The organism is Streptomyces sp. SX-6 (genome assembly GCF_059089585.1).
This window is the reverse complement of record NZ_JBTHHU010000001.1, coordinates 223,831-243,524: the sequence shown is the minus strand read 5'-3', so window position 1 is coordinate 243,524 and position 19,694 is coordinate 223,831. Positions and strand designations below refer to the sequence as shown.

Below are 19,694 nucleotides of genomic sequence, written 5' to 3'. Positions count from 1 at the left end.
TCTAGCTGAACCACTGGGAACTTGTGGTCAACAGTTGTGCGGGACACGATGGGCGCATACCGAGAAAGCGATGGTCACGATGATCGACACCACACGGCGCAACACCGCACTCCTGGTGGCGGGTTGCTTCTTCATGGAGATGCTGGACGGCACCATCGTGTCGACCGCGGCCCCGCGGATGGGCGCCTCCCTCGGGGTCGCCCCGACGGCGATCGGCCTGGTCGTCACCGCGTATCTGGTGACTCTGGCGGCCCTCATACCGCTCAGCGGCTGGCTGGCCGCCCGCTTCGGGGCCCGGCGCGTCTTCCTCGCCGCCATCGTCGTGTTCACCCTGGCCTCCCTGGCCTGCGCGCTGAGCGACGGCCTCGGCGAACTCGTGGCCATGCGCGTGCTCCAAGGCGCCGGCGGCGCCCTGATGGTGCCGGTCGGCCGGCTGATGGTCATGTCCGGCGCGGCCAAGCCGGACATACCGAAGCTCGTCAACTACGTGGTGTGGCCCGGTCTGCTCGCCCCGGTGCTGGCGCCGCTGCTGGGCGGTCTGATCACCACGTACACGAGCTGGCGCTGGATGTTCCTCGTCAACATCCCGCTCGGCATCGTGGCGTTCGCCGTCGCCGCCCGCGTGCTGCCCGTCGTGCCGCCCGCCGCCGCTCCGCCACGCCTGGACCTGGCGGGCGTCCTCCTCACCTGCACCGGCCTCGGCGCGCTCACCTGGACCGCGCACCTGCTGTCCGAAACCGGCGCGGCCTGGCCCGAGGTGACCGCCGCCGCTGCCCTCGGCGCGCTGCTGCTGGCAGGTGCCGTATGGCATCTGCGGCGTACGCCCGAGCCGTTGATCGACCTGCGGACGCTGCGGATCGCCACCTTCCGGGCGTCGGTCGGCGGAGGGTCGCTGTTCTGGATCGCCGTCGGCGCGATGCCCTTCCTGCTGCCGCTGCTGTTCCAGGAGGTGTTCGGCTGGAGCGCCGTGGAATCCGGGGCGGTGGTGCTGTGCGTCTTCGTGGGCAACGTCGGGGCCAAGACCGTCACCACACCGCTGCTGAACCGTTTCGGCTTCCGGCCGCTCCTGCTGGTCTCCACTGTCGGCCTCGCCGTGACCACGGCCGCCTGCGCGCTCCTCACCGCCGCGACGCCGATCGTGTTCACCGTCGTCCTCACCGTGGCCTGCGGGGCCGCCCGTTCCCTCGGCCTGACCTGCTACCAGGTCATCGCCTTCGCCGACATGCCCCAGGAGCGGATCGGCCACGCCAACACCCTGCAGTCCACCGCGCAGCAAGCGGCGGCGGGCCTCGGCGTCGCCGCCGCCACGGTCGCCCTGCGCGCCGGAGGCCCGATCGGTGAGTGGCTGCCCGGCCACGCCACGCCCGCGACCGCCTACGGCGTCGCCTTCTGCCTGCTCGGCCTGACCGCGCTCGGCGCGGTCGCCGGCGCCCTGCGGCTGCGCCCGGGAGCGGGCGACGCCGTCCGCCGGACCGCTGCCCCGCGCCCCGAACCGGTACGGGCCGGTACGAAGTAGGCTCCGCTGTCGGTAGAGCCCCGCCCTCAGCCGCGGGCGGGGCTCTGCTGCACGGCCCAGCGGTTGCCGTCGGGGTCGCTGAAGAAGACGAACGAGTTCCACTCGCCGCCCGGCCCCGAGGCCGGAACGCCGTGTTCCATGTGCTGGATCCCGCTGACCTCCACCCCCCGCTCCAGCAGCTGCGCCCGCGCGGCCCCGAGGTCGTCGACGACCAGCTGGAGTCCGGGGACCGAACCCGGCACGCCCTCGGCGATCCCCGTCCCCACGACGATCGAGCAGGAGGAACCGGGCGGGGTCAGCTGCACGACGCGCACCTTCTCGCTGACCTGGGTGTCGTGGTCGACGGTGAAACCGATCTGCTCGCTGTAGAAGCGTTTCGCCCGGTCCACGTCGGAGACGGGGAGCACCACCACTTCGAGCTTCCAGTCCATGCCCGCCGTCCTCTCGCCCGGACCAGTATCGGCCGGGACCCCGGCCGCCGCCGTGCGGTGGGCGCCCGTACGGCGGAACCGCCGCGCCGCTCAGGCTCCTTCAGGCCCCTTCCGGCAATGCCCGCTCCAGTGCGTCGAAGGTGCGGTCCACCAGGGCCCGGTGATCCTCCAGGACGGTGCGCTCCTGCTCACCGGCGACGATCCGGGCGAGGGAGCCCGTGGCGACGGTGCGGTAGGCCGCGATGGCGAGCGCGGCCGTCAGCCGGGGCCGGACATCGCGGGCACCGGCGCCCGTCGTCTCGGCGATCGTGGCGGCGAGCGCCGTCTCCAGCTCCTCCAGCGCCTCGCGCCCCCGGGCCCGCAGTGCGGGCGAATCGCGCACGACCTGCCAGAAGGGAAGGAAGCGCTGCCTGACGCCTGTCAACGGGTGGCCCTGGTCGAGGAGTTCGAGAGCGACGCGGCGCAGGGCGGCCAGCGGGGTCTCGTCGCCGCGGCGGTACCGCACGGCGCCCGTGAACAGCTCGACGGCCTCGGGGATCCGGTCCAGGAAGAGGTCTTCCTTGCGCGGGAAGTGGTTGAAGACCGTCATCGTCGACACGTCGGCGGCCTTGGCGACCTCGGCGACCGTCACGTTGTCGAAGCCGTGCTCCAGGAACAGCGCCGACGCGATGTCGGAGATGCGGCGGCGCGTCTGCTGCTTCTTCCGCTGGCGCAGCGGCAGTTCGTGTCCCTCGGGTTCCTCGCTCATGTGACCAATAATATATCGACCATAAATTTTTAGTCGCTACAGTGAACTCATGAAGAGCGACGAAAGCATCCACAGCATCGACAGCTACGACGTGGTGGTGGCCGGGGGCGGGCCCGTGGGTCTCCTCCTCGCCTGCGAACTCGCCCTGGCGGGGGTGGAGGTGCTCGTCCTCGAGCGCCTCACCGAGCCGGATCTGACCATCAAAGCGGGCGCCATCAACTCGCCCAGCTCCGAGGCCCTCTACCGGCGGGGGATGCTGCCGGAGCTGGCGGAGGCGCAGCAGCGCTCGTACGAGAGGTTCAGCTCGTTCGTGACCGCGCGCCAGGCGCAGGGGGCGGACAGCGTGAAGACGGCGCCGAAGTTCGCCGGCCACTTCGCCGGCATCATGCTGCGCGCCGACCGCCTCGACGCGTCCGACCCCGACTTCGGCGACAAGGGCCCGGCGGCGGACGTCGGGCTCGTGCCGCAGCAGGACGTCGAGCGCCTGCTCGCCGAGCGCGCGGAGAAGCTCGGCGTCGACCTGCGCCGCGGCGTCGAACTCACCGGCTTCGACGCGGACGACGACGGTGTGACCGTCCATACGGCCACGGGGCCGGTCCGCGCCGGCTGGCTGGTGGGGTGCGACGGCGGACGCAGCACGGTCCGCAAGCTCAGCGGCATCGCCTTCCCCGGCACGGACCCGGAGACCACCGGCCACCAGGCCATCGTGGAGATGGAGGGCGCGGAGAAGCTGGGCTCCGGCTGGATCGCCACGGAGTACGGCCAGTACGTGCACGGTCCGTTCCCCGGCCGGATCCTCACCGTCGAGTTCGACGGCCCGCCCGCCGACCGCGACGCGCCCATCACCGCCGAGGAGTTGCAGAAGAGCCTGCGCACCGTCTCCGGCGTGGACGTCACCGTCACCAAGGTGCACTCCGCCACCCGCTTCACCGACAACACCCGCCAGGCCGTCACCTATCGCGAAGGGCGGGTGCTGCTGGCGGGCGACGCGGCCCACGTGCACCCGCCGTTCGGCGGCCAGGGGCTCAACCTCGGCATCGGCGACGCGATGAACCTCGGCTGGAAACTCGCCGCCACGATCAAGGGCCGGGCACCCGAGGACCTGCTCGACACCTACACCGCCGAGCGGCACCCCATCGGCGCCTGGGTGATGGACTGGACGCGGGCCCAGATAGCCCTGATGCGCCCGCAGCCGCGCGAACGCGCCCTGCGCGGCGTGGTCGCCGAACTGATGGAGACGACCGCGGTCACCACACATCTGGTCAAGAAGATCTCCGGCGTGTGGCAGGAGTACGACATCCCCGGCGACCACCCCCTGACCGGCCGCAGCGCCCCGGACCTCGAACTCGCCGACGGCACACGGCTGGCCGACCACCTGCACGCCGGCCGCGCGGTGCTCTTCGACCTGCACGACGACCCGGCCCTGCGGGCGTGCGCCGAGGGGTACGACGGACGGGTGGACGTCGTCACCACCGCCGCGCCGGACCGCCCCGGGCTCGCCGGGCTGCTGGTCCGCCCCGATGGGATCACCGCGTGGGCGGCGGACGCGGCCGGTGACACAGAGGCCCTGGGCACGGCGCTGAGGCGGTGGTTCGGGCTCAGTTCATGTGGCGGATGAAGACGTCCGGCACAGTGCACCGGTCAAGGGCGGGTCGGCGCCAGACCCGTCTCCCAGGCCCACGCGGCGATGCCCACCCGGTTGCGGACCCGCAACTTGGCCTGGATGTTGGCGAGATGGGTCTTCGCCGTCCCCGGGGAGATGAACAGCTCGGCGCCGATCTCGGCGTTGGTGCAGCCGCGGGCGACCAGCCGGACGATCTCCCGTTCGCGGTCGGTGAGCGGGTCGGTGAGCGGGTCGGTGAGCGGATCCGGGACCGGGCGGGAGGGCTGCTGCGGCGGAGTGGACAGCCCGCGCAGCAGCCGTACGGTGATCTGCGGGCTGATCAGCGCGTCACCGGCCATCGCCGCCCGGACACCCTCGATCAGCAGCGCCGGCCCGGAACGTTTCAGCAGGAAGCCGCAGGCACCGTTGCGCAGCGCCGTGTGCACATAGTCGTCGAGGTCGAAGGTCGTGACCACGACCACCCGGATCGGAGGACCCGACGCGTCCCCGGCCAGCAGGCGGGTGAGCTCCAGGCCGTCGAGCCGCGGCATGCGGATGTCCGCCAGCACGACGTCCGGCCGCAGCCGGCGGGCCAGTTCGAGCGCCGTGGCACCGTCGGCGGCCTCGCCGACGACGGTCATGTCCGGCTGGGAGTCGAGGACGAGCCGGAAGCCGCTGCGGATGTCGTCCTGGTCGTCGGCCAGCAGCACCCGGATCGGCCCGCCGCTCACGACGCCCGCCCCGCGGGCTCCGGCGCCTGCGGCAGGACGGCCACCACGCGCCAGCCGCCGGCGTGCGGCCCGTACGACAGGGTGCCGCCCGTCGCGCGTACCCGCTCGTGCATGCCGCTCAGGCCGCGCCCGCCGTGCCCGTCGCGCTCGCGCCGGACGGCCGTACGGGCGGATGCGCCGCCGTCGTCGGCCACTGTGACCTCGATGCCTGTACGGGTGCGGGTGACGGTCACGTCGACACGGCGGGCCCCGGGGGCGTGGCGGCGGACGTTGGTGAGCGCTTCGACGACGACCCGGTAGGCCGTCGAACCGGCGTCGCGGGACATGGCGTCCGCCGCGCCGGAAGTCATGTGCAGACGTGCCTCGGCGGTCCCGGCGGACGTGAAGCGCTCGACGAGGCCGGGGAGTTGCTCCGGTCCCGGCAGGGGCTCGACGTCGTCCGGCCGCGGTGTGCCGTCGCCGTCCGCCTCGTGCAGCATGCTCACCATGCGGTCCATCGACGCGAGCGCGTTCAGCCCCGCCTCCTCGATGCGTTCCAGGGCCACCACGGCCCGGCCGGGGTCGGAGGCGGCGACGAACCGGGCGGCCTGCGCCTGCACCACGATGCCGCTGACGTCGTGCGCGACGAAGTCGTGCAGATCGCGGGCGAGTTCGAGCCGCTGGGCGCGCCGGATCCCGGCGACCAGCTGCCGCCTGCGGTGCTCCACCAGCCGCGGATAGCCGCCGACGGCCGCCGCGCCCAGCACGGGCAGCGACCAGAACGCGGCAGCACCGGCCAGTGTCAGCGGTGAGGGAGCCGGGAGCAGCGGCAGCGTCCATGTCGCGACCGCCGTGCCCGCCGCCGCGCCCGCTCCGCCCGCCTGTCGCAGCGGCGCCCGGTGGACCACGAGTGCCAGCAGCACCAGCAGCGCCGCCATCTCGGCGAGCCGCCACCGTGACCCGGCGGACGTCGTCGGCGGGTCGGCGATGACCGTGACGGCCAGGGAGAGCAACCCCGCCAGTGCGACGGGGAGCGCCAGCCGCTCCCGTGAACGCGGCCGGCAGGCAAGGGCCCACAGCAGCAGTGCGACGGCGGCGACCGCCGGCACGGTTCCGTACGGGGCCGTGAACGTGCCGCCGGTGACGACGCCCGCGGCCGTAACGCCCGCCCCGGCGGCGATCACGGCCAGGACCGTGTCACGACGTTCCACGCCGCCCCCCCCTTGTTCCGCGTGCTCGTGATGATCTTACGGAGGGCTTGGTGCGGTGTCCTCTGCCGAACGGCAGAGACGGTGGTGCGGCGACATCGCCGGATCGGCAGATGGTCGTGGAACCCGGCTCCGGGCGAGAGTTGCGGATGTCAGCACAACACACCCACCGATCAAGGGAGTCCGACATGCCGGGCATCATCTCCACCTCTCGTCGCAGGACCACGGCCGCGGCCGTCGCCACAGCGGGCGTATTCGCCGTGCTGGCCGGATTCCTCGCTCCGGGCTCGTCCCAGGCCGCCGTCGCGGATCCCGCGGCGGCGGCGAAGAAACCGGCCGGTGTGGCCCGGGTGAGCGGGCAGGGACGTATCTTCTACGCCTACTCGTCACACGACGACATCCGTTTCTCCGTCGATGCCCAGGGCGCGCCCTTCACGCGGCCCATCCCCGGGATGAAGCTGGGGATGCCCACCGACGCCCGGGGCAAGGTGACGTGGTCCCACTGGGTGGCGGAGACGAAGGAGACCCGGCGTGCGGAGGCCGCGGTGGACTGCCTGGTCACCGCGGGCGATACCGCGACGTTCACCGCCGTCGTCACCAAGTCCCAGGACCCGAAGGAGATCGGGCAGCGGAAGGGGTTCAGCGTCAGGACCGGCGGACCGGACAAGGGCCGGTTCGGGTTCCACTGGGGCGTCAGCGACGTCGACGTCGTCAAGGGCCAGGCCGTACCGGCGCCCGTCGGCACCTGTATGGCCCCCGCCCCCTTCGCGCCGGTGACGAAGGGCGGCTTCACCGTCCAGCACGCGGACCTGCCCGCACTGCCGCCCGGGTGGCCGAACGGGGTGGCCGGCGGCCGCTGATCCGGCCGTGACACTTCCTTGACGCCGCTCGGGGGAATGAGTCACGGCCTCCGGAGGAAAAGCAAGTACATGGACCATCTCCCCCATTTCCACCGGGAAGTACGGGACTTCGAGGCCGCTGTGCGCCGGGCGGTGGGCGCCGGCGGGGCGCCCCTGGTCCCGTCCTGCCCCGACTGGTCGGTGTCCGACCTGGTCGCGCACCTGGGCTGGGTGCACCGCTATGTGGCCCGCATCGTCGGGGAGCGGCTCGCACAGCCTCCGGACGCCGAGGACGTCGGCTTCCTCGGTCTCCCCGAGGACCGCGAGGGCTGGCCGGACCTCAGGGAGGCGACGCCGCACCGCGGACCGGTGCCGAAGACCCTGGTCGACTGGTTCGCCGACGGGGCCCGTGCGCTGGAAGCGCTGTTCGGGACCCATGACCCGGGCGAGCGGGTGTGGACGTGGGCGCCCGAGCAGACCACCGGGTTCTGGCTGCGGATGCAGACCATCGAGGCGGCGGTGCACCGCTGGGACGCCGAGAACGCGGTCGGAACGCCCGCGCCTGTCGATGCCTCCCTCGCGGCGGACACCGTCGCCCTGAACTTGGAGGTCCTGGCACCGGCCTGGCGCTCGCGGCAGGACGCGCCGGCCGGGGCGGGCGAGCGGTTCCGGTTCCGGCGGACCGACGGCACGGACTGCTGGACGGTCGGCTTCGAGGGCGACGACGTCCGGCTCACCGGGAACACCGGCCCCTGCGACGTGGAACTGGCCGGTAAGGCATCGGACTTGATGCTGTTCCTCTGGCACCGCGTCCCCGCCGCCCGGCTCGACGCGGTGACGGGCTCCCGGGAGGTGCTGGACCGCTACTTCACGCTGGTCCCGCCTGTGTGAGCCGTGAGTCCCGGGGCAGGGGTGAACACGAGGGAGGCGTTGTGACCGCCGAAGCCGAAGGAGTTCGTCAGGGCGGCCGTCAGTTCGCCGTGCCGGGGCGCGCCCGTCACCACGTCGAGCTTCACCTCCGGGTCGAGCGTCTCGAGGTTGAGGGTCGGCGGGATGACGCGGTCGCGCACCGCGAGGATCGCGGCGAGCGCGCCGACCGCCCCGGCCGCGCCGAAGAGGTGACCGGTCATCGACTTGGTCGCGGTGACGGCCGGATGGGTGCCGATGGCCTCGGCGACGGACTGGGCCTCGATGAGGTCGCCCTTGGGCGTGGAGGTCGCGTGGGCGTGGACGTGCCCGATCTCGCGCGGGGACAGCCCGGCGGAGGCGAGGGCCAGGCGCATGGCGCGGATCTGCCCGTCCGGGTGCGACGCGGTGATGTGGTGCGCGTCCGAGGTGACTCCGGCACCGGCGAGCGTCGCGTGGGCGCGGGCCGCCCGGGCGGCGGCGAAACCGGCACGCTCGAGGACGACCACGGCCGCTCCCTCGCCGATGACGAAGCCGTCGCGGCCGGTGTCGAAGGGCCGGGAGGCCGCCTCGGGCGCGTCGTTGCGCCGCGAATGGGCCTTGGCCTGCGCGAACCCGGCGAGCGTCAGCGGGCAGATGCAGGCTTCGGTGCCGCCCGCCACGACCACGTCGGCCCGGCCGAGGCGGATCAGGTCCAGGCCCGTCGCGATCGCCTCGGCGCCGGACGCGCAGGCGCTGACCGGGGTGTGGGCGCCGCCGCGGGCCCCGAGGTCGATGCTGACCCAGGCCGCCGGACCGTTCGCCATCAGCATGGGGACCGTGTGGGGCGACACGCGCCGCACCCCGGAGGCCTCGAGCACGTCGTCCTGGCCGAGCGTGGTCAGGACGCCCCCGGTGCCCGTACCGATCACCACGGCCAGCCGCTCGGGATCGACGCCGGGGCGGCCCGCGTCGGCCCACGCCTCGCGGGCGGCGACGAGCGCGATCTGCTCGCACCGGTCCATGCGGCGGGCCTGTACCCGGTCGAGAACCTCGCCCGGCTCGGCCTTGAGCCTGCCCGCGATCCTGACGGGCAGCTCCGCCGCCCAGTCCTCCTCGATCGCGCCGATCCCGGACCGACCGGCCAGCATGGCCGACCACGTCGAGGAGACGTCCCCGCCGAGCGGCGTGGTGGCCCCGAGGCCCGTGACGACGACGCCGTCGATGTCCGTGTTCACCAAAACCCCCTTTGTAGTGGTGTTACAACTCGCCCCGCCCAGAAACTGCGGGGGAGGAGTGCTTCACGAGCCACCCTGCCACGGGAAATACGGTCGATTGTGTGCCGCCATCGACGGAGTGCGGCGCCGAGGATTTGTGGGATTCCGGCATTCCCAAGAAGAGCATTGCATAAAAGTGCCACTCACCGTATAGTCATGCCATCACTGAGGAGGGCCGATGACCATACGTGCGGCAGTCGCCGGAGCGAGCGGATACGCGGGCGGGGAAATACTCCGCCTGCTGCTCGGCCACCCCGAGATCGCCATCGGCACCCTGACCGCGAACTCCAGCGCCGGACAGCGGCTCGGGACCCTGCAGCCGCACCTGCCGCCGCTCGCCGACCGCGTCCTGGAGCCGACCACGCCCGAGGCACTCGCCGGGCATGACGTCGTCTTCCTCGCGCTGCCGCACGGACAGTCCGCGGCGATAGCCGGTCAGTTGGGCGCGGACACGCTCGTCGTCGACTGTGGCGCGGACTTCCGGCTGGAGGACGCGGGCGCATGGGAGCGGTTCTACGGCTCGCCGCACGCGGGGACCTGGCCGTACGGCCTGCCGGAACTGCCCGGCGCGCGCGAGGCGTTGCGCGGCAGCAGGCGGATCGCCGTCCCCGGGTGCTACCCGACGGCCGTCTCGCTCGCGCTCTTCCCGGCGTACGCCGCGGGGCTCGCCGAACCCGAGGCGGTGATCGTCGCCGCGTCCGGCACCTCCGGCGCGGGCAAGGCGGCGAAGCCGCACCTGCTCGGCAGCGAGGTCATGGGCTCGATGAGCCCGTACGGGGTCGGGGGCGGCCACCGGCACACGCCGGAGATGGCACAGAACCTCTCCGCCGCCGCGGGCGAGCCGGTCACCGTCTCGTTCACCCCGACCCTGGCGCCCATGCCCCGCGGCATCCTCGCGACGTGCAGCGCCACGGCCCGGCCGGGCGTCACGGCCGAGGGCCTGCGGGCCGCGTACGAAAAGGCCCTGCGCGACGAGCCGTTCGCCCGGCTGCTCCCCGAAGGACAGTGGCCCGCCACCGCCTCCGTATACGGCTCCAACACCGCGCTGATCCAGGTCGCCCTCGACGCCGCCGCCCACCGCGTCGTCGCGGTCAGCGCCATCGACAACCTCGCCAAGGGCACCGCGGGCGGCGCGGTGCAGAGCATGAACATCGCCCTCGGGCTCCCCGAGGAAACCGGACTTCCGGTTACCGGAGTGGCGCCGTGAACCCGGGCCCTTCGCAGAAACCCGCACCGGACCAGAAACCCGCACCGGACCAGGAATCCGCACCGGACAAGGAGAAAACAGCGTGAGCGTCACCGCACCGAAGGGTTTCACCGCGGCGGGCATAGCCGCGGGAATCAAGCAGAACGGCACCCCCGACCTCGCGCTGGTCGTCAACCAGGGCCCCCGCCTGGCCGCCGCCGGCGTCTTCACGGCCAACCGCGTCAAGGCCGCGCCCGTCCTGTGGTCCCAGCAGGTCCTCAAGGGCGGACGGGTCTCCGCCGTCGTCCTCAACTCCGGCGGCGCCAACGCCTGCACGGGACCGCTCGGCTTCCAGGACGCCCACGCCACCGCCGAGAAGGCGGCCGAGGCGCTCGGGGCGGAGGCGGCCGAGATCGCGGTCGCCTCCACCGGCCTCATCGGCCTCCGGCTGCCGATGGACAAGGTGCTGCCCGGCATCGAGAAGGCGGCCGGCGAACTCTCCGCGCACGGCGGCGAGAAGGCCGCCATCGCCATCAAGACCACCGACGCCGTGCACAAGACCGCCATCGCCCAGGGCGAGGGATGGACCGTCGGCGGCATGGCCAAGGGCGCGGGCATGCTCGCCCCCGGCCTCGCCACCATGCTGGTCGTCCTCACCACCGACGCCGACGTCGACGCGCAGACGCTCGACGGCGCCCTGCGCTCCGCCACCCGCACCACCTTCGACCGGGTCGACTCCGACGGCTGCATGTCCACCAATGACACCGTGCTGCTCCTCGCCTCCGGGGCCTCCGGCGTCACCCCCGCCACGGACGACTTCGCCGAGGCCGTACGGGCCGTCTGCGACGACCTCGCCCGCCAGCTCATCGGCGACGCCGAGGGGGCCAGCAAGGACATCCGCATCGAGGTCGTGGGCGCGGCCACCGAGGACGACGCCGTCGAGGTGGGCCGGTCCATAGCCCGCAACAACCTGCTCAAGTGCGCCATCCACGGCGAGGACCCCAACTGGGGCCGGGTGCTCTCCGCCATCGGCACCACCTCCGCCGCCTTCGACCCCGACAAGCTCAACGTCGCCATCAACGACATCTGGGTCTGCAAGAACGGCTCCTTCGGCGAGGACCGCGACCTGGTCGACATGCGCTACCGGGAGGTCCGCATCACCGCCGACCTCTCCGCCGGCTCCGAGACCGCCGTCATCTGGGCCAACGACCTCACCGCCGACTACGTCCACGAGAACAGCGCCTACGCCTCATGAGCCACGTGAGCACCCGGAAAAACACCGCCCTGCCCAAGGCCCGCACCCTCGTCGAGGCACTGCCCTGGCTGACCCGCCATCACGGCAGGACCGTCGTCATCAAGTTCGGCGGCAACGCCATGGTCGACCAGGACCTCAAGGCCGCCTTCGCCCAGGACGTCGTCTTCCTGCGCCACGCCGGGCTGCACCCCGTCGTCGTGCACGGGGGAGGGCCGCAGATCAGCGCGCACCTCGAACGCATGGGCCTGGAGAGCGAGTTCAAGGCCGGGCTGCGGGTCACCTCGCCCGAGGCGATGGACGCCGTACGGATGGTCCTCGCCGGGCAGGTGCAGCGAGAACTCGTCGGGCTGCTCAACCAGCACGGCCCGCTCGCCGTCGGCATGACGGGCGAGGACGCGCACACCATGACCGCCACCAAGCACTACGCGGAGGTCGACGGCGAGCGCGTCGACATAGGCCGCGTCGGCGAGATCATCTCGACCGACACCGGCGCGATCCGGGCCCTCCTCGCCGACGGGCGCATCCCCGTCGTCTCCTCCATCGCCCGCAGCGCCGACGACGGCCACGTCTACAACGTCAACGCCGACACCGCGGCCGCCGCCCTCGCCGCCGCCCTCGGCGCGGAGACGCTGATGGTCCTCACCGACGTCGAGGGCCTCTACGCCGACTGGCCGCACAGTGACGACGTCATCAGCCGCCTCACGGCGAGCGAGCTCGAGGAGCTGCTGCCCGAGCTGGCCAGCGGCATGGTCCCCAAGATGGAGGGATGCCTGTACGCCGTGCGCAACGGCGTCGCCACGGCCCGGGTGATCGACGGGCGGGTGCAGCACTCGATCCTGCTGGAGATCTTCACCGACGAGGGCATCGGCACGATGGTCGTGCCCGACAAGGCTGTTCCCGAGGGGGAGTCGTGACCAACGCGGAACTGACCAGGCGCTGGCAGGGCGCGCTGATGGACAACTACGGCACGCCCCGCATCCCGCTCGTGCGCGGCAAGGGCAGCACGGTCTGGGACGCGGACGGCAGGGCGTACCTCGACTTCGTCGGCGGCATCGCCGTCAACGCCCTCGGCCATGCGCACCCCGCCGTGGTGCGGGCGGTGTCGGACCAGATCGCCACGCTCGGCCATGTCTCCAACCTCTTCACCGCCGAGCCCACGGTCGAACTCGCCGAGCGGCTGCTGCGGCTCGCCGGCCGCCCCGGGCGCGTCTACTTCGGCAACTCCGGTGCGGAGGCGGTCGAGGCGGCCGTCAAGATCGGACGGCGCACGGGCCGCCGCCACATGGTCTCCGCCGCCGGCGGCTTCCACGGCCGCACCATGGGCGCCCTCGCCCTCACCGGCCAGCCCGCCAAGCAGGAGCCCTTCCGGCCGCTGCCCGGCGACGTCACCCACGTCCCGTACGGGGACGCCGACGCGCTGCGTGCCGTGGTCACCACCGACACCGCGCTGGTCGTCCTGGAACCGGTGCAGGGCGAGAACGGCGTCATCGTGCCGCCCGCCGGCTATCTGGCCGCCGCCCGCGAGATCACCAGGGCCACCGGGACGCTCCTCGTCCTGGACGAGATCCAGACAGGAATCGGCCGCACCGGACACTGGTTCGAGCACCAGGCGCACGGCATCGAACCCGATGTCGTCACCCTCGCCAAGGGCCTCGGCGGCGGACTGCCGATCGGCGCGACGCTCGCCTTCGGCACCGCCGCCGACCTGCTGACGCCAGGTCAGCACGGGTCCACCTTCGGCGGCAACCCGGTCGCGTGCGCGGCCGCACTGGCCGTTCTGGACACCCTCGAGGCCGATGGCATCCTTGAACAGGTGGGACGCACGGGTGCCCTGTTGCATGACGGGATCGCTGCGCTCGGCCATCCCCTCCTGGACCACGTCCGTGGTGCGGGCCTGCTGCTGGGTATTGTCCTTGCCGAGCCTCTCGCGCCGAAGGTGCAGCAGGCGGCGCAGGACGCCGGGCTCCTGGTGAACGCGGTCGCGCCCGACGTGGTGCGGCTGGCCCCTCCGCTGATCATCACGGAAGATGAGGTGGAGACGTTCCTCCAGGTGCTCCCCGGTGTCCTCGACGCCGTCGCGGCCTAGGCGGGGGCACAGCAGGCCGACCAGGCCGGCGGGGTACGACGATCCGGAGACTGACAAGACGATGACCGAGGCGCAGGAGACCGAACCGCCGCACGGCGGACAGGCCGTGCCGCAGACCCGTACCGCACGGCACCGGAGGATCGTGGACATCCTCGGCCGGCACGCCGTCCGGTCGCAGAGCCAGCTCGCCAGGCTGCTCGCGGACGACGGTCTCTCGGTCACCCAGGCCACGCTCTCGCGCGACCTCGACGAACTGGGTGCCGTCAAGATCCGCAACACGGGCGGTGAGCTGATCTACGCCGTCCCGTCCGAGGGCGGCGACCGTACGCCCCGGGCCCCGCTCGGCGAATCGGCGACCGAGGCCCGCATGGGCCGGCTCGCCGCCGAACTGCTGATCTCGGCGGAGGCCTCGGCCAACCTCGTGGTGCTGCGCACCCCGCCGGGCGCCGCCCAGTTCTTCGCGTCGGCGATCGACCAGGCGGGGGTGCACGAGATCATCGGCACCATCGCGGGCGACGACACGGTGCTGCTCATCAGCCGTGACCCGGGCGGCGGCCAGGCACTCGCCGACCATCTGTTGCGGCTGGCGCAGAAGGAACGCTGAGCCCGTGGACAGCAGCCCCCTGCCGCCGGTCCGGCGGCAGGGGGCTTGTTCCTGTCGGCAGTTGAACGACAAGGCGGTTGAACTCGGCAGTTGAACGACAAAGGGCCGGTTGTCCGCGATCTCTCGCGGACAACCGGCCCTTACGTCACCGTCGGGACGGCGGGATTTGAACCCACGACCCCTTGACCCCCAGTCAAGTGCGCTACCAAGCTGCGCCACGTCCCGGTGCCGTTTCCCCCCGGGGCGTTCTTCCCGGTGGGGCGTGCAGAAAGAAAATAACCTGTTTCGCCTCGTGATCCAAAATCGGGCCCCCGGACCGGTCTCGTGGGGCATTGACGAAACATACGGCATGCTGCATAGTTATACCCATCAGCGCATGCACAGTAAGGAGAATCCCGTGACCGAGCGCGTCGTACTCGCCTATTCGGGCGGCCTGGACACCTCCGTCGCCATCGGCTGGATCGCCGAGGAGACGGGCGCCGAGGTCATCGCCGTCGCCGTGGATGTCGGCCAGGGCGGCGAGGACCTGGACGTCATCCGCAAGCGCGCGCTCGCCTGTGGTGCCGTCGAGGCGGAGGTCGCGGACGCCAAGGACGAGTTCGCCGAGGAGTACTGCCTCCCCGCGATCAAGGCCAATGCCCTCTACATGGACCGCTACCCGCTGGTCTCGGCGCTCTCCCGGCCGACGATCGTCAAGCACCTCGTCGCCGCCGCGCAGAAGCACGGGGCGGACACGGTCGCCCACGGCTGCACCGGCAAGGGCAACGACCAGGTGCGGTTCGAGGCGGGCATCTCCTCGCTCGCGCCGGACCTCAAGTGCATCGCCCCGGTGCGGGACTACGCGATGACCCGGGACAAGGCGATCGCCTTCTGCGAGGCCAAGGGCCTGCCGATCGCGACCACCAAGAAGTCCCCGTACTCCATCGACCAGAACGTCTTCGGCCGGGCCGTGGAGACGGGCTTCCTCGAGGACATCTGGAACGCGCCGATCGAGGACGTCTACGACTACACCGCCAACCCGGCCACCCCCCGGGACCCCGACGAGGTGGTCATCACCTTCGAGAAGGGTGTCCCGGTCGCGATCGACGGCCAGGCGGTCACCCCGCTCCAGGCGATCCAGCAGCTCAACGAGCGGGCCGGCGCGCAGGGCGTGGGCCGGATCGACATGGTCGAGGACCGGCTGGTCGGCATCAAGTCCCGCGAGGTCTACGAGGCGCCCGGCGCGATCGCGCTGATCACCGCGCACCAGGAGCTGGAGAACGTCACCGTCGAGCGCGAACTCGCCCGCTACAAGCGGCAGGTCGAGCAGCGCTGGGGCGAGCTCGTGTACGACGGCCTGTGGTTCTCCCCGCTCAAGCGGGCCCTGGACGGCTTCATCGCCGAGGCCAACGAGCACGTCTCCGGCGACATCCGGATGACGCTGCACGGCGGCCGGGCCGTGGTCACCGGGCGGAAGTCCGCGCAGTCGCTGTACGACTTCAACCTCGCCACCTATGACACCGGTGACTCCTTCGACCAGTCCATGTCGAAGGGCTTCATCGAGATCTTCGGGATGTCGAGCAAGCTCGCGGCCCAGCGGGACCTCGTCCAGTAGCCTGCGGCCGCACCGACGACCGACCATCCCCGCCCGGACGCCGGGCGGGGGTCATCCGCCCGGCGCCGGACGATCCGCGCGCCGGGCAGACGAGGAGCAACCCGATGACCACCGGATCGCAGGAACCCGCCGGAGGCGTACGGCTCTGGGGCGGCCGGTTCGCCGACGGACCGGCCGAGGCCCTGGCCCGGCTGTCGGCCTCCGTCCACTTCGACTGGCGGCTCGCCCCGTACGACATCGCGGGCTCCCGAGCCCACGCGCGGGTGCTGCACAAGGCGGGGCTCCTGACGGACGGCGAGCTGCGGCAGATGCTCGACGGCCTCGGCCTGCTCGAGGCCGACGTCGCGGCCGGCACCTTCACCGGCACCATCGCGGACGAGGACGTGCACACCGCCCTCGAGCGCGGGCTGCTGGAGCGGCTCGGCCCCGAGCTGGGCGGCAAGCTGCGGGCCGGACGGTCCCGCAACGACCAGGTGGCCACGCTGTTCCGGATGTACCTGCGCGACCACGCGCGGATCATCGGCGGCCTGCTCACGGACCTCCAGGAGGCCCTCGTCGCGCTGGCGGAGGAGCACGCGGACGTCGCCATGCCCGGCCGTACGCACCTCCAGCACGCCCAGCCCGTCCTGTTCGCGCACCACGTCCTCGCCCATGTGCAGGCGCTGTCCCGTGACGCGGAGCGGCTGCGGCAGTGGGACGAGCGCACCGCGGTCTCCCCGTACGGCTCGGGGGCGCTCGCCGGGTCCTCGCTCGGGCTCGACCCGGAGGCGGTCGCCGCCGACCTCGGCTTCGAGCGCGGCTCGGCGGGCAACTCGATCGACGGCACGGCCTCGCGCGACTTCGTCGCCGAGTTCGCCTTCATCACGGCGATGACCGGCATCGACCTGTCGCGGATCGCCGAGGAGGTCATCATCTGGAACACGAAGGAGTTCTCCTTCGTGACCCTCCACGACGCCTTCTCCACCGGCTCGTCGATCATGCCGCAGAAGAAGAACCCCGACATCGCCGAGCTGGCGCGCGGCAAGTCGGGGCGGCTGATCGGCAATCTGACCGGACTGCTGGCCACGCTCAAGGCGCTGCCGCTCGCGTACAACCGCGATCTCCAGGAGGACAAGGAGCCCGTCTTCGACTCCTGCGACCAGCTGGAGGTCCTGCTCCCCGCCTTCACCGGGATGATGGCGACCCTCACCGTCAACCGGGCCCGGATGGCGGAACTGGCTCCCGCCGGTTTCTCGCTGGCGACCGACATCGCCGAGTGGCTCGTCCGCCAGGGCGTGCCGTTCCGGGTCGCGCACGAGGTCGCGGGGGAGTGCGTCAAGGAGTGCGAGAAGCACGGCATCGAGCTGGACGAGCTGACCGACGAGCAGTTCGCCGCGATCTCGCCGCACCTGACCCCCGAGGTGCGCACCGTCCTCGACGTCCCCGGCGCGCTCGCCGCCCGTAACGGTCGCGGCGGTACGGCACCTTCGGCGGTCGCCGTGCAGCTGGGCGAACTGAAGGAGGACCTGGCCGTCCAGCGCCGGTGGGCGGAGGCGAAGCAGGGCTGACTCGTCCGAGACGTCGGCGCCTGAGACATCGGCAGCCCGGATGAGACATCAATGTCTCATCCGGGTTATCGTCGTCTCATGAGTGTCGACCGCGAACAGGTACTGGGAGCAGCAGCGGCCCTGCTCACCCGCAAGGCGACCGCCTCCATGGACGAGATCGCCAAGGCCGCCGGCATCAGCCGTGCCACCCTCCACCGCCACTTCGCGGGGCGCGACGCGCTCGTCCGGGCCCTGGAGGAACTCGGCATCCGGCAGTTCGAGCACGCCCTCGACACGGCCCGGCCGGAGGAGGGCGACGCGGCGGAGGCCGTACGGCGGCTGATCGCGAACTCCGAGCCGGTCTCGGGCATCCTCGCCTTCCTCTTCACCGAGAACCAGCTCTACGAGGGCGGGTGCAACGAGGGCTGGGACCGGCTCGACGCCCGGGTCCACGCCCTCTTCCGGCGCGGGCAGGAGGAGGGCGTCTTCCGCCTGGACCTGTCCGCCGCGTGGCTCACCGAGGCGCTCTACGGGCTGATCGGCACCGGCGCGTGGGCCGTGCACGACGGGCGGGTGGCCGCGAAGGACCACACCCGCATGGTCTCCGAGCTGCTGCTCGGCGGCGCCCGGCGGAGGATGGAGCGATGAGCGGCGAGACGATCACCCCGCTGCCGGGCGCGCGGGAGAAGGCGGAGCTGCCGCGCCCGGGACGCTGGCTGGCGCTGGGCGTGCTGGTGCTGGCCGTGCTGCTCGTCGCGGTCGACGCGACCGTGCTGGGCCTCGCCACGCCGTTCCTGAGCGAGGACCTGCGGCCCTCCGGCGCCCAGCTGCTGTGGATCGGCGACGTCTACTCCTTCGTCATCGCCGGACTCCTGGTTTCCATGGGAAGCCTCGGCGACCGCATCGGCCGCAAGAAGCTCCTGCTGACCGGGGCGCTGGCGTTCGGCGCCGTCTCGGTGCTCAACGCCTACGCGACCAGCCCGGAGATGATGATCGCCGCCCGGGCGCTGCTCGGTGTGGCGGGCGCGACGCTGATGCCGTCCACCCTGGCGCTGATCCGCAATCTCTTCCACGACCCGGGGGAGCGCAGCCTCGCCATCGGCATCTGGGGCGCGATGGCGTCGGCCGGCGCGGCGGTGGGCCCGGTCGTCGGCGGCTTCCTGCTGGAGAACTTCTGGTGGGGGTCGGTCTTCCTGATCAACCTCCCGGTGATGGCCGTCCTCGTCCTCGTCGGTGCCCGGCTGCTGCCCGAGTCGCGCGACCCCGCGCCGGGGCCGTGGGACCTGCTCAGCGTGGTCCTGTCGATGGTGGGCATCGTGGCGGTCGTCTTCGCGATCAAGGAGGGGGCGACGCACGGCTTCGGCGTGCGGACCGTGATGGCCGCCGTCGTGGGCGTGGTGGCGCTCGTGTGGTTCGTACGGCGTCAGCTCAGGCTGCCCGCGCCGCTGTTGAACATGCGGCTGTTCCACAACCGGGGCTTCTCGGCGGCCGTCCTGGCGGATCTGCTGACCGTGCTCGGTCTGTCGGGGCTGGTGTTCTTCCTGTCGCAGTTCCTGCAACTGGTGCAGAACCGCGATCCGTTGGAGGCAGGCCTCGCCGAACTGCCCTCCGCCATCGGCGCGGTGACGGCCGGACTGCTCGCCGGCCGGGCGGCCCGCCGCTGGTCGGTGCGGTCGGTGGTGGCCGCCGGGCTCGCGGCGATCGGTGCCGCTCTCGCGGTGCTGGTCTGGCTCGGTACGGAAACCGCGTATCCGGTTCTCGGCGCCGTCCTGCTGGTCGTCGGGATCGGCGCGGGCCTGTCGTTCACCGTCACCGCCGACGTGATCCTCTCCAGCGTGCCCAAGGAGCAGGCGGGCGCCGCCTCGGCGGTCTCCGAGACGGCGTACGAACTCGGGGCGGCACTCGGCATCGCCCTGCTCGGCTCGATCGTCACCGGCGTCTACCGGGGCTTCGACGTGCCGCCCGGCGTCACGGGCGACACGGCCGCCCAGGCGCACGAGTCCCTGGGCGGCGCGCTCGAGGCGGCGGTCGCCCTGCCCGCGGACCGCGGGGAAGCGCTGCTGTCCGCGGCGCAGCACGCCTTCGTCGACGGGCTGCGGATCGCCTCGGGCCTCGCCTCGGTCGTCCTGCTGGGCACGGCGGTCGCGGCCTGGTTCCTGCTGCGCGGCCAGCGGCTCGAGGACGGCGGGCAAAGCGGGCACTGACCCGCGCGGGCCGAGGGGCATC

General features: G+C 72.2%; 18 protein-coding genes and 1 tRNA gene. 13 read left to right on the top strand and 6 right to left on the bottom strand.

Annotated features, from left to right (window positions below; translation table 11 throughout):
• The first annotated feature begins 70 nt into the window (after positions 1 to 70).
• The gene (locus ACV530_RS01190; RefSeq protein WP_494330269.1) at positions 71 to 1,516 is read left to right on the top strand and encodes an MFS transporter; all 1,446 of its coding nucleotides are present in this window, start codon (positions 71 to 73) and stop codon (positions 1,514 to 1,516) included.
• Positions 1,517 to 1,542: 26 nt separating this feature from the next.
• Here ACV530_RS01190 and ACV530_RS01185 read toward each other — a convergent pair whose 3' ends face one another.
• A complete protein-coding gene (locus tag ACV530_RS01185) occupies positions 1,543 to 1,947 on the bottom strand; it encodes a VOC family protein (RefSeq protein WP_494330268.1) in 405 nt (134 codons plus the stop codon).
• 100 nt (positions 1,948 to 2,047) lie between these two features.
• A complete protein-coding gene (locus ACV530_RS01180) occupies positions 2,048 to 2,695 on the bottom strand; it encodes a TetR/AcrR family transcriptional regulator (protein ID WP_494330267.1) in 648 nt (215 codons plus the stop codon).
• A 49-nt stretch (positions 2,696 to 2,744) separates the two neighbouring features.
• Between ACV530_RS01180 and ACV530_RS01175 the strand changes: the two genes are divergently transcribed.
• On the top strand, positions 2,745 to 4,313 hold the full coding sequence (locus ACV530_RS01175; RefSeq protein WP_494330266.1) for an FAD-dependent oxidoreductase: 1,569 nt from the start codon (positions 2,745 to 2,747) through the stop codon (positions 4,311 to 4,313).
• 23 nt (positions 4,314 to 4,336) lie between these two features.
• Here the strand turns inward: ACV530_RS01175 and ACV530_RS01170 are convergent, their stop codons facing one another.
• Both ACV530_RS01170 and ACV530_RS01165 read right to left on the bottom strand, forming a co-directional pair.
• On the bottom strand, positions 4,337 to 5,029 hold the full coding sequence (locus tag ACV530_RS01170) for a response regulator (RefSeq protein WP_494330265.1): 693 nt from the start codon (positions 5,027 to 5,029) through the stop codon (positions 4,337 to 4,339).
• The gene (locus ACV530_RS01165) at positions 5,026 to 6,219 is read right to left on the bottom strand and encodes a sensor histidine kinase (protein WP_494330264.1); all 1,194 of its coding nucleotides are present in this window, start codon (positions 6,217 to 6,219) and stop codon (positions 5,026 to 5,028) included. Before ACV530_RS01165 ends, ACV530_RS01170 begins: the two co-directional genes overlap by 4 nt.
• Before the next feature lie 185 nt (positions 6,220 to 6,404).
• Between ACV530_RS01165 and ACV530_RS01160 the strand changes: the two genes are divergently transcribed.
• Together ACV530_RS01160 and ACV530_RS01155 are read left to right on the top strand one after the other, a co-directional pair.
• Positions 6,405 to 7,076, top strand: coding sequence for a hypothetical protein (locus ACV530_RS01160; protein ID WP_494330263.1), 672 nt, complete (start codon positions 6,405 to 6,407; stop codon positions 7,074 to 7,076).
• A gap of 69 nt (positions 7,077 to 7,145) precedes the next feature.
• Positions 7,146 to 7,946 (top strand): maleylpyruvate isomerase family mycothiol-dependent enzyme, encoded by an 801-nt coding sequence (locus ACV530_RS01155; RefSeq protein ID WP_494330262.1) that lies wholly within the window; start codon positions 7,146 to 7,148, stop codon positions 7,944 to 7,946.
• Here the strand turns inward: ACV530_RS01155 and ACV530_RS01150 are convergent.
• Positions 7,919 to 9,178 (bottom strand): beta-ketoacyl-[acyl-carrier-protein] synthase family protein, encoded by a 1,260-nt coding sequence (locus tag ACV530_RS01150; protein WP_494330261.1) that lies wholly within the window; start codon positions 9,176 to 9,178, stop codon positions 7,919 to 7,921. The genes ACV530_RS01155 and ACV530_RS01150 overlap by 28 nt on opposite strands.
• A 217-nt stretch (positions 9,179 to 9,395) precedes the next feature.
• Between ACV530_RS01150 and argC the strand changes: the two genes are divergently transcribed.
• The 5 genes from argC to ACV530_RS01125 all read left to right on the top strand — a co-directional run bounded on the left by argC (position 9,396) and on the right by ACV530_RS01125 (position 14,348).
• Positions 9,396 to 10,424 (top strand): N-acetyl-gamma-glutamyl-phosphate reductase, encoded by a 1,029-nt coding sequence (gene argC, locus ACV530_RS01145; protein ID WP_494330260.1) that lies wholly within the window; start codon positions 9,396 to 9,398, stop codon positions 10,422 to 10,424.
• 82 nt (positions 10,425 to 10,506) lie between these two features.
• Positions 10,507 to 11,658 carry a bifunctional glutamate N-acetyltransferase/amino-acid acetyltransferase ArgJ gene (argJ, locus tag ACV530_RS01140; RefSeq protein WP_494330259.1) on the top strand — a complete coding sequence of 384 codons (1,152 nt, stop codon included), beginning with the start codon at positions 10,507 to 10,509 and terminating at the stop codon, positions 11,656 to 11,658.
• Entirely contained in the window at positions 11,655 to 12,572 is a 918-nt protein-coding gene (gene argB / locus ACV530_RS01135; RefSeq protein ID WP_494330258.1) for an acetylglutamate kinase, read from the top strand. The genes argJ and argB overlap by 4 nt, the downstream gene beginning before the upstream one ends.
• Complete coding sequence (locus ACV530_RS01130) at positions 12,569 to 13,744, top strand: acetylornithine transaminase (protein ID WP_494330257.1); 1,176 nt, start codon at positions 12,569 to 12,571, stop codon at positions 13,742 to 13,744. The genes argB and ACV530_RS01130 overlap by 4 nt, the downstream gene beginning before the upstream one ends.
• A gap of 61 nt (positions 13,745 to 13,805) precedes the next feature.
• Entirely contained in the window at positions 13,806 to 14,348 is a 543-nt protein-coding gene (locus ACV530_RS01125) for an arginine repressor (protein ID WP_494330256.1), read from the top strand.
• 151 nt (positions 14,349 to 14,499) lie between these two features.
• On the opposite strand, the gene ACV530_RS01120 is transcribed toward ACV530_RS01125, so the two are convergent.
• Positions 14,500 to 14,573 (bottom strand) — tRNA-Pro (locus ACV530_RS01120).
• Between the two features lie 172 nt (positions 14,574 to 14,745).
• Between ACV530_RS01120 and ACV530_RS01115 the strand changes: the two genes are divergently transcribed.
• The 4 genes from ACV530_RS01115 to ACV530_RS01100 all read left to right on the top strand — a co-directional run bounded on the left by ACV530_RS01115 (position 14,746) and on the right by ACV530_RS01100 (position 19,672).
• The gene (locus ACV530_RS01115) at positions 14,746 to 15,942 is read left to right on the top strand and encodes an argininosuccinate synthase (protein WP_494330255.1); all 1,197 of its coding nucleotides are present in this window, start codon (positions 14,746 to 14,748) and stop codon (positions 15,940 to 15,942) included.
• Positions 15,943 to 16,046: 104 nt separating this feature from the next.
• Positions 16,047 to 17,489 carry an argininosuccinate lyase gene (gene argH / locus ACV530_RS01110; protein ID WP_494330254.1) on the top strand — a complete coding sequence of 481 codons (1,443 nt, stop codon included), beginning with the start codon at positions 16,047 to 16,049 and terminating at the stop codon, positions 17,487 to 17,489.
• A gap of 78 nt (positions 17,490 to 17,567) precedes the next feature.
• Entirely contained in the window at positions 17,568 to 18,116 is a 549-nt protein-coding gene (locus tag ACV530_RS01105) for a TetR/AcrR family transcriptional regulator (protein ID WP_494330253.1), read from the top strand.
• Positions 18,113 to 19,672 carry an MFS transporter gene (locus tag ACV530_RS01100; RefSeq protein WP_494330252.1) on the top strand — a complete coding sequence of 520 codons (1,560 nt, stop codon included), beginning with the start codon at positions 18,113 to 18,115 and terminating at the stop codon, positions 19,670 to 19,672. The genes ACV530_RS01105 and ACV530_RS01100 overlap by 4 nt, the downstream gene beginning before the upstream one ends.
• The last annotated feature ends 22 nt before the right edge of the window (positions 19,673 to 19,694 follow it).

What these genes read in the sequence shown, in the direction of transcription:
- ACV530_RS01180 (WP_494330267.1), bottom strand. Translation starts at nt 2,695, where the DNA reads ATGAGCGAGGAACCCGAGGGACACGAACTGCCGCTGCGCCAGCGGAAG.
- ACV530_RS01100 (WP_494330252.1), top strand. Translation starts at nt 18,113, where the DNA reads ATGAGCGGCGAGACGATCACCCCGCTGCCGGGCGCGCGGGAGAAGGCG.
- argB (WP_494330258.1), top strand. Translation starts at nt 11,655, where the DNA reads ATGAGCCACGTGAGCACCCGGAAAAACACCGCCCTGCCCAAGGCCCGC.
- ACV530_RS01160 (WP_494330263.1), top strand. Translation starts at nt 6,405, where the DNA reads ATGCCGGGCATCATCTCCACCTCTCGTCGCAGGACCACGGCCGCGGCC.
- argC (WP_494330260.1), top strand. Translation starts at nt 9,396, where the DNA reads ATGACCATACGTGCGGCAGTCGCCGGAGCGAGCGGATACGCGGGCGGG.
- argH (WP_494330254.1), top strand. Translation starts at nt 16,047, where the DNA reads ATGACCACCGGATCGCAGGAACCCGCCGGAGGCGTACGGCTCTGGGGC.
- ACV530_RS01185 (WP_494330268.1), bottom strand. Translation starts at nt 1,947, where the DNA reads ATGGACTGGAAGCTCGAAGTGGTGGTGCTCCCCGTCTCCGACGTGGAC.
- ACV530_RS01105 (WP_494330253.1), top strand. Translation starts at nt 17,568, where the DNA reads ATGAGTGTCGACCGCGAACAGGTACTGGGAGCAGCAGCGGCCCTGCTC.
- ACV530_RS01155 (WP_494330262.1), top strand. Translation starts at nt 7,146, where the DNA reads ATGGACCATCTCCCCCATTTCCACCGGGAAGTACGGGACTTCGAGGCC.
- ACV530_RS01190 (WP_494330269.1), top strand. Translation starts at nt 71, where the DNA reads ATGGTCACGATGATCGACACCACACGGCGCAACACCGCACTCCTGGTG.
- ACV530_RS01125 (WP_494330256.1), top strand. Translation starts at nt 13,806, where the DNA reads ATGACCGAGGCGCAGGAGACCGAACCGCCGCACGGCGGACAGGCCGTG.
- ACV530_RS01175 (WP_494330266.1), top strand. Translation starts at nt 2,745, where the DNA reads ATGAAGAGCGACGAAAGCATCCACAGCATCGACAGCTACGACGTGGTG.